Genomic DNA, 14,209 nt, shown 5'->3' with positions numbered 1-14,209 from the left:
CGGATGTTCTTCGAGCCGATGGTCATCTCGTCGTGCATCACCCGGTAGCCGCCGTAGAGCAGCACCATTCCGGTGGTCAGGTTGCCGATCAGCTTGACCGACGGCATGAACACCGCCAGCAGCCGCAGCGCGCGCTCGTTGAGGTCGCGGTACTCCGCGGCGACCTCGGTGAAGATCTCCTGGTTGCGCGGCTGCCGGCGGTAGGCCTGCACGGCCTTGATGCCGGTCATGGTCTCGACGAACTGCACGATGACCCGCGCCGAACTCTCCCGGACCCGGCGGTAGTTGGCGGCCGACTCGGTGGCGAACCAGCGCACCAGGACCACCAGCAACGGGACCGCCGCCAGGCAGAGCAGTCCCAGCCGGGCGTCGAGCACAACCAACAGCACCGCGGTGCCGCACAAAGTCAGCGCGGCGGTGACCAGGCTGTCGAAGCCGGTCTCGAGCATCTCCTGGATGGCCTCGACGTCGCTGGTGGACCGGCTGACCACCCGGCCGGAGGTGTAGCGGTCGTGGAATGCGACGTCGAGGCGGCCGAAGTGCCGGAACAGCCGGCGCCGCACCTCGAGCAGCATCTGCTGGCCGATCCGCCCCGACGCGGCGAGGAAGGCCATCCGGCTCAGTGCCTGCACGGCGACCAGTCCGCACAGTCCGGCGACCACCACGATCAGATCACCCGGCGCGCCGCCCGACAGCAGCGGCGGGATCGCGTGGTCGATACCGCGCTTGACCATCAGCGGAATGGCCAGCCTCGCAAGATTCTCAACGACCACCAGCACGGCGAGCGCGGCCAGGACGGAACGGTAGGGGCCCAGCAGCTCAGCCAGCAGCGCGCGGGCCTGCGCGGGGCCGGCGAGGAGTTCCCCGGACCTCTCGTCGAACCTGCCCCGCCAGTCGCTCACCTGCCGTCGCCCTCGAACGCCGCGTAACCGTAGGGTTCCCGCCCGGCCAGGCCCTGGGTCTCGTCGTAGGCGTCGGCGAGCCGGCTGCGGCCGTCGGCGGCATCCCAGTCCGGGAGCGGCTCGGCCCCGTCGTCGCGTTCGTCCGCGGCGGCCAGCAGTTAGCGGTAGCGCGGGACCCTCGCCAGCAGTTCCTCGTGCGTCCCGATGTGGGTGATCGTGTGATATCCCCCGTCGGCGGCCTCCAGCAGCGCCACCCGGTCGGCCAGCAGAACGGTGGAGGCGCGGTGGGCCACCACGATCGCGGTCACCCCGGCCAGGGCATGCCGAAGTGCTTCGGTCACAACGGCTTCGGTGTGCACATCCAGTGCCGAGAGGGTGTCGTCGAGCACCAGCACCCGCGGCCGGGCCAGAATCGCGCGGGCCAGCGCGAGCCGCTGCCGCTGCCCGCCGGACAGGCTCATGCCCTGCTCGCCGATCCGGGTGTCCAAACCGAACGGCAGGTCGTAGACGAACTGCGCGGCGGCGATCCGGACCGCCCGGTCCACCTCGGCCTCGCCCGGCAGATCCCCGGCGGACCGGCCCAGGGCGAGGTTCTCAGCCGCCGACATCGAGAACAGCGTCGGGTCCTCGAAGGCCACCGCCACCGCCTGCCGCAGCGCCGGCAGCGACAGTTCGCGAATGTCGACCCCGTCCAGCCGGATCGCGCCCTCGGTGACGTCGTAGAGCCGCGGCAGCAGCATGGCCAGCACCGACTTGCCCGATCCGGTGGCCCCGACCAGCGCGAGGGTCTCCCCCGGCTCGACCGCGAAGCTCAGATGGCGAAGCACCGGGCCGCCGTCGGTGAAACCGAAGCCGGCGTCGTCGAACTCGACCCGCCCGGCCGGCGGCACCGACGTCCGCGGGCCGTCGGTGATGTCGACCGGCGCGTCGAAGATCTCGGCGATCCGGTCCGCGGCGGTCATCGCCTCCTGCGTCATCGCCCACAGGAAGCCCAGCGAGGCGATCGGCCACACCAGCGACAGCATCATGGTGATGAACGCGACCAGCGTCCCCATACTGACCCGGCTGTGGCCGACGGCGTAGGCGCCCATTCCCAGCACGACGATCAGCGAGATGTTGGGGATCGCCTCCAGCAGCGTCCAGAACCGCGCCGACACCGAGACCTTGCGGATCCCGGTGTCGTACAGCGCCGTCGCCTGCTCGTCGAAGCGGTCGTAGACGTAGTCCTCCCGGCCGAAGTACTTCACCGCGCGCATCCCCAGCGCCGCCTCCTCTACCGCGGTGGCGACGTGGCCGGCCTGGTCCTGAGCGGTGCGCGAGAGCAGGGTGAAGGTGCGCTCGAAGCGCAGCATGGTGACGGTGACCGGCACGATCGAGGCCAGCACCACCACCCCCAGCGGCCAGTACATCGCCAGCAGGATCGCGGTGACGACGGTGATCTGCAGCACGTTGAGCATCAGGAAGATCAGCCCGAAGGCCAGCAGCCGCCGAATCGTGCTGAGGTCGTTCATGATTCGCGACAGCAGCTGCCCGGACTGCCAGCGGCCGTGGAAGGCCACCGGCAGCACCTGCAGCCGGGCGTAGAGATCCTTGCGGATGTCGGTCTCCACCCCGACGGTGGCCCGTGAGACCAGCCACCGGCGGGTGAACCAGAGCAGGGCCTCGGCGACGCCGAAGGCCACCGCCACCGAGCCCAGCACCCACAGCCCGTGCGGGTCGCGCCGGTGCACCGGGCCGTCGATCACCGCCTTGGTCATCAGCGGGATCACCACCGTGGTGACCAGGCTGAGCATCGCGATCAGCACCATCGCGATCCAGCGCCACCGGTAGGGCAGCAGATACGGCGCCAGTCGCAGCAGGTCGGTGGCCGCTCGGCGGTGGACCGGAGCCGGGGCGATCGGCGGATCCGATCGCAGCGAGGTGAGGTCCACGACCGAATCGTGTCACGGCCATGCCTAACCCCCGCAGCCGCGCCGATCCGGCACTATGGGGTGATGGACAGCACCGCAAACTCCGGGGGCTCCCCGCGCGTGCTCGTGGTCGACGACGACCCCGACGTGCTGGCGTCGCTGGAGCGCGGGCTGCGGCTCTCCGGGTTCGAGGTGGCCACCGCCGTGGACGGCGCCGAGGCGCTGCGCAGCGCCACCGAAACCAGGCCCGACGCGATCGTGCTCGACATCAACATGCCGGTGCTCGACGGTGTCAGCGTGGTGACCGCCCTGCGGGCGATGGACAACGACGTCCCGGTCTGTGTGCTCTCCGCCCGCAGTTCGGTCGACGACCGGGTGGCCGGCCTGGAGGCCGGCGCCGACGACTATCTGGTCAAGCCGTTCGTGCTGGCCGAACTGGTGGCCCGGGTCAAGGCCCTGCTGCGCCGGCGCGGTTCGACGGCGACGTTCTCCTCGGAGACCATCCAGATGGGCCCGCTGGAGGTCGACATCCCCGGCCGCCGGGCCCGGGTCAACGGCGTCGACGTCGACCTGACCAAGCGCGAGTTCGACCTGCTGGCCGTGCTGGCCGAACACAAGACCGCGGTGCTCAGCCGGGCGCAACTGCTGGAACTGGTGTGGGGCTACGACTTCGCCGCCGACACCAACGTCGTCGACGTCTTCATCGGCTATCTGCGCCGCAAGCTGGAGGCCGGCGGCGCCCCGCGGCTGCTGCACACCGTGCGCGGCGTCGGATTCGTCCTGCGCACGCAGTGATGTGACAGCGCCGGCCTGATGCTGTCGTGGATCATGCGGCGCACCCCGTCGCTGCGGACCCGGGTGGCCTTCGCGACGGCCATCGGCGCGGCCATCGTGGTGACCATCGTCGGGACCATCGTCTGGATCGGCGTCACCAACGACCGCCTCGAACGCCTCGACCGGCGCCTGGACGAGGCAGCCGGGTTCGCGGTGCCGTTCGTCCCGCGCGGCCTGGAGCAGATTCCGCCGTCGCCCAACGTCCGCGACGTGGTGATCACCGTGCACCGCGGCACCGAGGTGCGGTCCAACTCCGCGGTGGTGCTGCCCCAGCTCGACACCGACTACGCCACCACGGTCATCGACGGGGTCCGCTACCGGGTGCGCACCGTCGAGATCCCCTACCCGGAGCCGCCGACCACCCTGCAGGTCGGCGCGACCTACGACGACACCATCGCCGACACCGGCAACCTGCACCGGCGGGTGCTGCTGATCTGCGCGTTCGCCATCGGCGCGGCGGCGGTGCTGGGCTGGCTGCTGGCCGCGTTCGCCGTCCGCCCACTGCGCAGGCTCGCCCAGCAGACCCGCGCGATCGACGCCGGCGACGTGGCCCCCGACGTCGACGTGAGCGGGGCGACCGAGGCCGTCGAGATCGGCGAGGCGCTCAAGGGCCTGCTGGCCCGGATCTGGACCGAGCAGGACCGCACCAAGGCCGCCCTGACCTCGGCCCGCGACTTCGCGGCGGCATCCGCCCACGAACTGCGCACGCCGCTGACCGCGATGCGGACCAACCTCGAGGTGCTGACCACCCTCGATCTGCCGGCCGAGCAGCGCGACGAGGTGATCGGCGACGTCATCCGCACCCAGAGCCGCATCGAGGCGACCCTGGGGGCACTCGAGCGCCTGGCGCAGGGCGAGCTGTCCACCGCCGCCGACCAGGTCCCGGTCGACATCACCGAACTGCTCGACCGCGCCGCCCACGACGCGATGCGGGTCTACCCCGGGCTGACGGTGTCGCTGACCCCGTCGCCGACGTGCATCATCATCGGCCTGCCGGCCGGGTTGCGGCTGGCGGTCGACAATGCGATCGCCAACGCGGTCAAACACGGCGGCGCCACCCACGTCCAGCTCTCGGCGGTCAGCTCCCGCGACGGCGTGCAGATCGCCGTCGACGACAACGGGACAGGGGTGCCCGAATCCGAACGCAAGTCGGTGTTCGGCCGGTTCGCCCGCGGCTCGACGGCGTCGCGATCCGGTTCCGGGCTGGGGCTCGCCCTGGTGGCCCAGCAAGCCGAAATACACGGCGGCACAGCCGCCCTGGAGGACAGTGCGCTCGGCGGGGCGCGGCTGGCGCTGCGCCTGCCGGCGCCCCGCTAGTCGGGATCCCGCGAGATGATCGTGATCGTCGCCTCGGGCGGCAGCGTATCGCCGCCGGTGATCACCATGGTGGTGTCGGAGTGGGAGTGGTCCTCTGTCACCACGGCGGCCGCCGCGCCCAACTCCGGGGACTCGCCGCCGGCGTCCCAGCGCAGGAACCCCGCCTTGGCGGCGCTGGCCTCGTCGGCGAACCACACCTCGGCCTCGATCACCGAGTACTCCGGGCTGTCCGTGGTGAAGTAGCGCCCAGTGTCCCTGTCGCCCTTGACGGTGTAGCCGGCGGGTGCGGCGCCGCCCTTGGCGACCCGGATCGATCCGGCGCCGTAGGGTTCGGCCTCCAGGACCTGTTCGATCCTCTCGGCGTTCCGGGTCACCTTCTGCTCGACGCGATCGACCTTCACCCCGACCGTGTCCGCGGCGGCGTGCAGGGCGGCCGCCGCACCGGCGGCCGCCGCGGCCACCGGACGGGTGGGCGCCGGACGGGCGACCGGAACCTCACGGGTGACCTTGCGGATCATCATCGCCAGCGTCAGCAGCAGGCCGAGCAGGAAGGACAGCGCCGCCAGCCACCAGTTCACGTCGTGCATCAGCGCACCCTGATCTCACGCGATCCGGCGGGGAGGTCGGCTACGGCCTCGTCCCTGCTGGTCCGGTGGACGGTCAGGACGGCGATCACCCAGGCGAGGGCAGAACCGGCCAGGAAGGCCGACAGGTAGTAGATCCACTGCCAGAAGAAACCCATCACTGTCCCCTCAGTCGACCTTGATCTCGGTGCGGCGGTTCTGGGCCCGCCCTGCCGCGGTGTCGTTGCCGGCGACCGGATCGGAGGATCCGGCGCCCTTGCTGGTGACCGATTCGGCCGGAATGCCCTGCGCCACAAGGTAAGCCGCGACAGCCCTAGCCCTGTTCTCACTGAGCGGCTTGTTGATCGCGTCGGTGCCGGTGCTGTCGGTGTGCCCGATCACCGTGATCGCGACCCCCGGGCAGGCCTTGATCGCCGACGCGACGGCCGACAGTTGCTGCCGGCCCTCACCGGTCAGCTTGGCGCTCTCGGTCTGGAACTTGACCGGAGCGGCGAGATCCGCGTCGACGGTGGCCTGCAGGTTGTCGCACGACGGGGCCGTGCCCCTGATGGTGATGTTGTCGACGACCCGCAGGTTCGGCCAGCCGGCTTTGGCCGCCGCCTCGACCTCGGACCTGACGTCCTCCGACGACGCGGTGCCGGCCAGGGTCAGGGTGCCGCCGCCGATGGTGAGGTGGAAGTCCTCGATGTCGGCGGCCGCCTTGAGCAGCGCACCGAGTCCGTCGAACCCGGGCGCCTTGGCACCGGTCTCGATGTCGATCCTGTCGATCAGGTTGACGCCGCCGCCCAGCGCCGTTTTCATCGAGCCCAGCAGGCCGTTCCTGGCCGCCAGGTCCGGCAGGATGCCGGTGAGGGTGAAGTCCCTGCCGTTGCGCAGGATCGACAGCGGGGCCAGGTTGGGCGACGGCAGCGACACGCCCGGCGCCGAGGCGCCCATGCCGGGCAGCCCGGCCGGGGTGGAATTCTCGGCGGGCTTGAGCGCCCCCCAGCCGAGCCAGCCGAACAGCAGCGGAATCAGCAGCAGGCCCAGCAGCCACCCCCACCCGGGCGAGCGGCGGTAGTAGCGGGACTCGGTTCGCCACGCGGTTTCCGAGGTGTGGATCCGTGCATCCCCGGAGCCCGTCATCGGTTTCCTCCTCCCGAGGGTCGTGGCAGGGAAATTAACCGCAGGTCAGCGTACCCCGAGCAGGTCGATGACGAAGATCAGCGTCTTCCCCGACAGCCGGTGGCCGGCGCCGGCGGGCCCGTAGGCCAGCTCCGGCGGGATGACCAACTGGCGCCGTCCGCCCACCCGCATCCCCGGGATGCCGTCCTGCCAGCCCTGGATCAGGCCGCGCAGCGGGAAGGAGATCGACTCGCCGCGGTTCCAGGAGCTGTCGAACTCCTCGCCGGAGTCGTACTCCACCCCCACGTAGTGCACGTCGACGGTGTCGCCGGGCTTGGCCTCCGCGCCCTCGCCGACGACGAGGTCGGTGATGACCAGGTCGGTGGGGGCGGGGCCGGCCGGGAATTCGATGTCAGGTTTGGAGGTCATGCGCATCACCGTAGCCGCCGGGCTACCTAAGCTTGGGCATGACCTCGTCCGGGTACGACAGCGTCGACGCCGTCGTCGTCGGCGGCGGACACAACGGACTGGTCGCGGCCGGCTACCTGGCGCGCGCCGGCCTGCGGGTCCGGCTACTGGAGAGACTCGGCGAGGTGGGCGGTGCCGCGGTGTCGGCGCAGGCCTTCGACGGGGTGGACGCCCGGCTGTCCCGCTATGCCTACCTGGTGAGCCTGCTGCCGGCCCGCATCGTCGAGGACCTCGGCGCCCGGGTGAGCCTCGCCCGTCGCCGTTATGCCTCCTACACACCGGATCCGGCCGACGGCGGCCGCAGCGGCCTGCTGATCGGCGACCGCTCGACGTTCGGGGCGGTCGGCGCGGCCGCCGACGAGGCCGGTTTCACCGCGTTCTACCGCCGCTGCCGCGCCCTCACCGGACCGCTGTGGCCGACCATGGTCGAGCCGCTGCGCCGGCGTTCCGAGGCGCGCCGCCTGGTGCTGGCGACCGGCGGGCCCGACGCCGCCGCGGCGTGGGCGGACCTGATCGAACACCCGGTGGGCCTGGCCATCGCCGACGCGGCCGCCAGCGACCTGGTGCGCGGTGTGATGGCGACCGACGCGTTGATCGGGACGTTCGCCCGGCTCGACGACCCGTCACTGCGACAGAACGTGTGCTTGCTCTACCACCTGCTCGGCGGCGGCACCGGCGTGTGGGACGTGCCGGTCGGCGGCATGGGCGCGGTGACCGGTGCCCTGGCTGCCGCCGCCGCGGCGCACGGAGCCGAGATCATCACCGGCGCAGAGGTTCTCAGCCTTTCGCCCGACGGCGAGGTGCGCTACGCCACGGGTGGCGACGAGCACCGTCTGCACGCCCGCCACATCCTGGCCAACGTCACCCCCGCGGTGCTGGCCGGACTGCTCGGCGAGCCGGCGCCCGACTTGGCCGCGGGCTGCCAGGTCAAGGTCAACCTGATGCTGCGCAGGCTGCCGCGGCTGCGGGACCCGGACGTCGAACCGCAGCAGGCGTTCGGCGGAACCTTCCACATCAACGAGACCTGGTCCCAGCTCGACGCCGCCTACGCCGCCGCGGCGGGCGGCGCGGTGCCCGCGCCGCTGCCCTGCGAGATCTACTGCCACTCGCTGACCGACCCCTCCATCCTGTCCCCCGGGCTGCGCGCCTCCGGCGCGGCGACGCTGACGGTCTTCGCCCTGCACGTGCCGCACCGGCTGCAGCAGGGCGACGACATCCGCCGCCGCCTGACCGAAGCCGTGCTGGATTCGCTGAATTCGGTTCTGGCCGAACCGGTTCAGGACATTCTCATGACCGACGCCCACGGCCGGCCGTGCGTCGAGACCAAGACGACCGCGGACCTGGAGGCCGCCTTGGGACTGACCGGCGGCAACATCTTCCACGGCGATCTGTCCTGGCCGTTCGCCGAGGACGACGAACCGCTGGACACCCCGGCCCGGCGGTGGGGGGTGGCCACCTCCCACGACCGGATCGTGCTGTGCGGCAGCGGCTCCCGCCGCGGCGGCGCGGTGTCAGGCGTGGGCGGCCACAATGCCGCAATGGCCGTGCTTGCCCGCCCATGAGGGATCCCGGGTCAAGTCACCCGATCGTGGAGAGCTTTTTTCGCGCCTCAGCGCGACCCGAGCGCGAGGTAGTCGCGCTCGCCGTAGCCGGTGTAGATCTGGCGCGGCCGGCCGATCTTGTTCGGCTCGGTGTGCATCTCCCGCCAGTGCGCGATCCAGCCCGGCAGCCGGCCCAGGGCGAACAGCACGGTGAACATCCGGGTCGGGAACCCCATCGCCCGGTAGATGACACCGGTGTAGAAGTCGACGTTGGGGTAGAGCTTGCGCTCGACGAAGTAGTCGTCGGTCAGGGCGACTTCCTCCAGCGCCTTGGCGATGTCGAGCAGTTCGTCGTCCCCGCCGAGCTTGCCCAGGATCTTGTCGGCCTGCTCCTTGACGATGCGTGCCCGCGGGTCGTAGTTCTTGTAGACCCGGTGGCCGAAGCCCATCAGCTTCACGCCGTCCTCGCGGTCCTTGACCTTGCGGACGAACTCGTGGACGTCGCCGCCCTGCGCACGGATCTCCTCCAGCATCTCCAGCACCGACTGGTTGGCGCCGCCGTGCAGCGGGCCCCACAGCGCGTTGATGCCGCCGGAGATCGAGGTGAACAGGTTGGCCTGCGACGAACCGACCAGACGTACCGTCGAGGTCGAGCAGTTCTGCTCGTGGTCGGCGTGCAGGATCAGCAGCATGTCCAGGGCGCGGACGATCTCCGGGTCGGGTTTGTAGGGTTCGGCCGGCAGCCCGAAGGTCATCCGCAGGAAGTTCTCCACCAGGCTGATCGAGTTGTCCGGGTAGAGGAACGGCTGGCCGATCGACTTCTTGAACGCATAGGCGGCGATGGTCGGGAGCTTGGCCAGCAGCCGGATCGTCGACAGCTCGACCTGCGCGTGGTCCAGCGGGTCCAGCGAGTCCTGGTAGTAGGCGCTCAGCGCGTTGACCGCACTGGAGACCACCGGCATCGGGTGGGCGTTGCGGGGGAAGCCGTCGAAGAAGCGCTTGAGATCCTCGTGCAGCATGGTGTGGCGCTGGATCTTGGCGGTGAACTCCGCCAGCTGCGACGCCGACGGCAGCTCACCGTAGATCAGCAGATAGCTGACCTCGAGGAAATTCGACTTCTCGGCGAGCTGGTCGATCGGGTATCCGCGGTAGCGCAGGATGCCGGCGTCGCCGTCGATGAAGGTGATCGCGCTCTTGGTCGACGCGGTGTTCACGAAGCCCTGGTCGAAGGTGGTGTAACCGGTCTTGGCCAGCAGCGGGCCCAGGGCGATGCCGTCCGAGCCCTCGGTCGCGTGGACGATCTCCAGGTCGATCTCCCCACCGGGATACCGGAGGGCGGCGGTGTCGTCGGGTGCGGCCACTTCAACCCCTTACTTGCCTGTTCGACGGCACCAGGAGGGGCCGTCCGTGAGGTCACGCTACTGCGCGCTCCACAAGACCGTAGTCGCTATCGCCCGGGCTCCCCCGGCGGGGTCTGGTCCGGGGACCGCCAGGGCCGCCACAGCCTGGTGAAAAGCGCGTAGGTCGCCTCGATGCGGTCGGCCACCGCACGCGGATCGCTCGCGTCGCTGCCCGGTGTCCCCAGCGCGGTCGCCATCAGCACCGCCCAGGTGTCGAAGACGATGCGCACCGCCGGGTCGGCCGCCGGAACGCCCATCCGCCCGGCGATCGCCTCCACCACGGCGTGGGTCGAGCCGTCCGGGCGGTAGGTGAACGAGGCCAGGCTCAGCATCGGCGTGCTGTTGACGATGCTCAGGAAGCCGTTGATCCGGTCGAAGGACATCGCGCCGGTCTGACCGTGCCCGGCGGCCCGGAAGACCTCGGTGTGGGCACGGACCAGAGCCTCGTGTTCGGTGATGTCCCGGGGCTGGCGGGCCAGTGCCTCGGCCACGTACTCGGCGGTCTCCTCCATCAGCGCCCCGATGACCGCTTCCTTGTTGGGGAAGTAGCGGCTGAAGGTCCGCGGCGAGACGTCCGCGGCAGCCGCGATCTGGTCGACGGTGGTCTTCTCGTAGCCCTGCTCGGCGCACAACCGTCCGGCGACGTCCACCAGCGTCGCGCGGGTGCGCTGCTTCTTCCGTTCACGCAGCCCCAGGGCCGTCTCGTCGGCGCTTCGAGCCACACCCCGATCGTAGGCGCGCGCCGCGCGGCGCGCCCGGCCGTTGGTCAGCGGCGGGTGACGGGCCGGGCAAAGCGCGCGGTAGCCGCGGTTGTGACGGTCCTCACAGCCGGGCGTTCCCGCCGGGACGGAACCGGATGAAGACGGGCGCGATGAGGACCGCGGCCAGCACGCCGACCACGACCAGCACCCCGCCCCCGACGGCCGCCGCCGTCGTGCCCACCGCCGCCGCGGCCGCGCCGTGCACCGCGTCCGCCAACCGGGGGCCGCCCCCGACGACGACGATGAACACCCCCTGCAGACGTCCGCGCAGATCGTCGGATGCCGCCTCCTGCAGGATCGTCGACCGGAACGCCGCCGACACCATGTCGGCCGCGCCGCCCAACGCCAGAAACCCCACCGCGATCCACAGCATCGCCCCGGCGCGCCCGCCGGCCGCCGCGGCGGCCAGCCCGAAGCCGATGACCGCCAGGCCCCACACGAGGATCGCCACCACCACCGCCAGGCCCTGGCGGCGGACCCGCGGCAGCCATCCGGAGAACACCCCGCCGAACACCGCGCCTGCCGATATCGCCGCGGCGAGCAACGCCATGGTGGTGCCGCCCTGCACCGGACCGCCGAAGCTCTCGTGCGCCATCTGCGGGAAGAGCGCCCTCGGCATCCCGAACACCATCGCGATGATGTCGACGACGAAGGACATCAGCACGACCGTGTTGCCGGCCAGATAGCGAAATCCCTCCATCACCGCGCCGAAACCCCATCGCGAACCAGTCACGGCCGCAATGGATTCGAGGACGGGCATCGGCGTGAGCCGGATGGTCGCCCAGATGGGCGCGGTGCATGTGACGGCGTCGATCAGATAGAGCGTGGACAGGTCCACCCACCGCAGCAGCACACCGGCCAGCAGCGGACCGGCGATCGCCCCGAACTGGTGCACCGTCATGGTCAGCGAGTTGGCGGCCGGCAGCTGCTCGATCGGGAGCATGCGCGGGATCGCCGCGCCGCGGGTCGGCCAGTTCACCGCGTAGAAGGCCTGCTGGACGGCCAGCAGGACCAGAACCACCCACACGTTGTCCAGGCCCAGTGCGGCCTGCGCCCACAGCAGGACGGATGCGGCCGCCAGGCCGCAGGACGTGATGATCAGCAGGATGCGGCGATCCATCGCGTCGGCCCACGCCCCGCCGAGCAGGCCGAAGACGACCAGCGGCACCAGGGCGAACAGGCCGGCCAGGCCGACGTAGGCCGAGTTGCGGGTCAGCGCATAGACCTGTACCGGCACGGCGAACACGGTGAGGTTGCCACCGATGACGGTGACGATGCCGGCCAGCCACAACCGGCGGAAGTCCGGTGTGCGCAGCGGCGTCGTGTCCGCGAAGAACCGGCGCGCGGCCACCTCGTCAGGGCTGGAGTCGTTCGATGCGGTCGCCGCCGGTGACCCGGATCCTGTTGTGAATCCTGTTCTCCCGGCCCTGCCAGAACTCGATGACCTCCGGCGCGATCCGGTAGCCGCCCCAGTGCGGGGGCACCGGGACCTGCTCGCGGCCGGCGAAGCGGACCGTCACCTCGTCCAGTTGCGCCACCAGTTCGGCACGCGATCCGATGGGCCGGGACTGCGCGGACGCCCAGGCGCCCAGTTGCGAGCCGCGCGGGCGGCGCGCCCAGTACTCGGCGGTCTCCGCCGAGCTGACCTTGCTCACCGCGCCGCGGACGTGAACCTGCCGGCCCAGCGCATACCAGGGGAACGTCGCCGACGCGTACGGCGTGACCGCCAGGTCGGCGCCCTTGGCCGAGTCGTAGTTGGTGTAGAAGGTGATCCCGTCGGCCTCGGCGCTCTTGCACAGCACGGTGCGGGTGACCGGCCGGCCGGCGTCCACGGTGCCGAGCACCATCGCGTTCGGTTCGGCGATCCCGGCCTGCTCGGCTTCCTCGATCCAGCTGTGCAGCAACGCAAGCCAGCCGTCAGCCAGCCAGTCGACGTCCAGGTCGCTGCTGCCGTCCTTCTCCACCGAGCCGTACTCCACCCGCATCGCCGCCAGCCGGTGGGCGGGTGCGGGGACATCACGATCAGCCACGGCCTCACGCTACGCCGACGGATCGGGATGGGAGAATCGGTTCATGACTGTCCTACCGGACGACTTCGTCCCGGGCCTGGAGGGCGTCGTCGCCTTCACCACCGAGATCGCCGAACCTGACCGCGACGGCGGCGCGCTGCGCTACCGCGGCGTGGACATCGAGGACCTGGTGGGCAGGCGGGTCACCTTCGGCGACGTGTGGGCGTTGCTGGTGGACGGCCGGTTCGGTGACGGCCTGGCGCCCGCCGAGCCGTTCCCGCTGCCGATCCACACCGGCGACGTCCGGGTCGACGTGCAGGCCGGCCTGGCGATGCTGGCCCCCATCTGGGGATACCGGCCGCTGCTGGACATCGACGACGACACCGCGCGGGCGCAACTCGCCCGGGCCTCGGTGATGGCGCTGTCCTATGTGGCCCAGTCCGCCCGCGGTATCGGCCGGCCGGCCGTACCGCAGCGCGTGATCGACGAATGTTCCACCATCACAGAACGTTTCATGACCCGCTGGCACGGCGATCCCGACCCCCGCTACGTCGAGGCGATCGACGCCTACTGGGTGTCGGCCGCCGAGCACGGGATGAACGCCTCGACGTTCACCGCGCGGGTGATCGCCTCCACCGGGGCCGACGTGGCCGCCGCACTGTCCGGTGCGGTGGGCGCGATGAGCGGGCCGCTGCACGGCGGCGCGCCGGCCCGGGTGATCCCGATGATCGAACAGGTCGAGCGCACCGGCGACGCGGCCGCGGTGGTCCGCGGCATCCTCGACAGCCACGAGAAGCTGATGGGCTTCGGCCACCGGGTCTACCGCGCCGAGGATCCGCGCGCGCGGGTGCTGCGCGCCACCGCCAGGCGTCTGGACGCCCCGCGCTACGAGGTGGCGGCCGCGCTGGAGCAGGCCGCGCTGGCCGAACTGCGCGAGCGCCGGCCGGACCGGGCCATCGAGACCAACGTCGAGTTCTGGGCCGCGGTGATCCTCGACTTCGCCGAGGTGCCTCCGGCGATGATGCCGGCGATGTTCACCTGCGGCCGCACCGCGGGCTGGTGCGCGCACATCCTGGAGCAGAAGCGGCTGGGCAAGCTGGTCCGCCCGTCGGCGGTCTATGTCGGACCGGGTCCGCGCCCGGCCGACGCGGTGCCCGGCTGGGACGAGATCTCCCACACCTGATCTGACGCCGCCGGGCCAGGGCCCCCGTCGGCTAACGCCGCCGGGACAGGGCCCACCTGCCGCCGGCCGCAGGCGCCGGCCGCGCCACCGCGAGCATCTCGGCCACCGAGGTGAACTTCACCCGCGGCCGGCCCGTCTCGGTGCCGCGGGCCACCTCGGCGCCGTCGATCGCCCGCCACCCGGCCGCGTCGACCAC

The 14,209-nt window shown here is 71.2% G+C and carries 14 protein-coding genes and 1 pseudogene; 4 read left to right on the top strand and 11 right to left on the bottom strand.

Annotated features, from left to right (window positions below; genetic code table 11):
* A partial coding sequence (locus ACKOQ4_RS03175) for an ABC transporter ATP-binding protein (protein ID WP_526288731.1) occupies positions 1-902 on the bottom strand: 902 nt, incomplete at its 3' end.
* Positions 899-2,833: pseudogene (locus tag ACKOQ4_RS03170) on the bottom strand (ABC transporter ATP-binding protein). The pseudogene ACKOQ4_RS03170 and the gene ACKOQ4_RS03175, both read right to left, overlap by 4 nt.
* 63 nt (positions 2,834-2,896) lie before the next feature.
* Between ACKOQ4_RS03170 and prrA the strand changes: the two are divergent.
* Both prrA and ACKOQ4_RS03160 read left to right on the top strand, forming a co-directional pair.
* Positions 2,897-3,607, top strand: coding sequence for a two-component system response regulator PrrA (prrA, locus tag ACKOQ4_RS03165; RefSeq protein ID WP_526288729.1), 711 nt, complete (start codon positions 2,897-2,899; stop codon positions 3,605-3,607).
* Positions 3,608-3,625: 18 nt separating this feature from the next.
* Positions 3,626-4,963, top strand: coding sequence for a HAMP domain-containing sensor histidine kinase (locus ACKOQ4_RS03160; protein ID WP_526288727.1), 1,338 nt, complete (start codon positions 3,626-3,628; stop codon positions 4,961-4,963).
* Here the strand turns inward: ACKOQ4_RS03160 and arfC are convergent.
* The 4 genes from arfC to ACKOQ4_RS03140 are packed head-to-tail and all read right to left on the bottom strand — an operon-like array spanning position 4,960 to position 7,080.
* The gene (arfC, locus tag ACKOQ4_RS03155; RefSeq protein WP_526288725.1) at positions 4,960-5,550 is read right to left on the bottom strand and encodes a channel accessory protein ArfC, sunset domain variant; all 591 of its coding nucleotides are present in this window, start codon (positions 5,548-5,550) and stop codon (positions 4,960-4,962) included. The two genes, ACKOQ4_RS03160 and arfC, sit on opposite strands and share 4 nt — an antisense overlap.
* Entirely contained in the window at positions 5,550-5,705 is a 156-nt protein-coding gene (gene arfB, locus ACKOQ4_RS03150) for a channel accessory protein ArfB (protein WP_526288723.1), read from the bottom strand. The genes arfC and arfB overlap by 1 nt, the downstream gene beginning before the upstream one ends.
* Positions 5,706-5,715: 10 nt before the next feature.
* Positions 5,716-6,672: a channel-forming protein ArfA/OmpATb gene (arfA, locus tag ACKOQ4_RS03145; protein WP_526288721.1), complete on the bottom strand. Its 957-nt coding sequence runs from the start codon at positions 6,670-6,672 to the stop codon at positions 5,716-5,718.
* 45 nt (positions 6,673-6,717) lie between these two features.
* Positions 6,718-7,080, bottom strand: a complete 363-nt coding sequence (locus tag ACKOQ4_RS03140; protein ID WP_526288719.1) for an FKBP-type peptidyl-prolyl cis-trans isomerase — start codon at positions 7,078-7,080, stop codon at positions 6,718-6,720.
* A gap of 38 nt (positions 7,081-7,118) precedes the next feature.
* On the opposite strand from ACKOQ4_RS03140, the gene ACKOQ4_RS03135 reads away from it, so the two are divergent.
* Complete coding sequence (locus ACKOQ4_RS03135; protein ID WP_526288717.1) at positions 7,119-8,681, top strand: phytoene desaturase family protein; 1,563 nt, start codon at positions 7,119-7,121, stop codon at positions 8,679-8,681.
* Positions 8,682-8,728: 47 nt separating this feature from the next.
* Here the strand turns inward: ACKOQ4_RS03135 and ACKOQ4_RS03130 are convergent, their stop codons facing one another.
* From ACKOQ4_RS03130 to pdxH, 4 genes are all read right to left on the bottom strand, one after another.
* The gene (locus ACKOQ4_RS03130) at positions 8,729-10,021 is read right to left on the bottom strand and encodes a citrate synthase (protein ID WP_526288715.1); all 1,293 of its coding nucleotides are present in this window, start codon (positions 10,019-10,021) and stop codon (positions 8,729-8,731) included.
* Between the two features lie 86 nt (positions 10,022-10,107).
* Positions 10,108-10,782: a TetR family transcriptional regulator gene (locus tag ACKOQ4_RS03125; RefSeq protein WP_526288713.1), complete on the bottom strand. Its 675-nt coding sequence runs from the start codon at positions 10,780-10,782 to the stop codon at positions 10,108-10,110.
* Between the two features lie 100 nt (positions 10,783-10,882).
* Complete coding sequence (locus ACKOQ4_RS03120; protein ID WP_526288737.1) at positions 10,883-12,172, bottom strand: MFS transporter; 1,290 nt, start codon at positions 12,170-12,172, stop codon at positions 10,883-10,885.
* Positions 12,173-12,176: 4 nt separating this feature from the next.
* A complete protein-coding gene (pdxH, locus tag ACKOQ4_RS03115) occupies positions 12,177-12,806 on the bottom strand; it encodes a pyridoxamine 5'-phosphate oxidase (protein ID WP_526288735.1) in 630 nt (209 codons plus the stop codon).
* Positions 12,807-12,894: 88 nt separating this feature from the next.
* On the opposite strand from pdxH, the gene ACKOQ4_RS03110 reads away from it, so the two are divergent.
* The gene (locus ACKOQ4_RS03110; RefSeq protein ID WP_526288711.1) at positions 12,895-14,013 is read left to right on the top strand and encodes a citrate synthase; all 1,119 of its coding nucleotides are present in this window, start codon (positions 12,895-12,897) and stop codon (positions 14,011-14,013) included.
* A 31-nt stretch (positions 14,014-14,044) separates the two neighbouring features.
* On the opposite strand, the gene ACKOQ4_RS03105 is transcribed toward ACKOQ4_RS03110, so the two are convergent.
* Positions 14,045-14,209 (bottom strand): hypothetical protein (locus ACKOQ4_RS03105; RefSeq protein WP_526288733.1); only part of this gene is annotated, 165 nt, incomplete at its 5' end.

The organism is Mycobacterium sp., from assembly GCF_046095365.1.
Taxonomy (GTDB): domain Bacteria; phylum Actinomycetota; class Actinomycetes; order Mycobacteriales; family Mycobacteriaceae; genus Mycobacterium.
The sequence above is the reverse complement of the archived record's forward strand: the minus strand, read 5'-3'. Positions and strand labels throughout refer to the sequence as shown.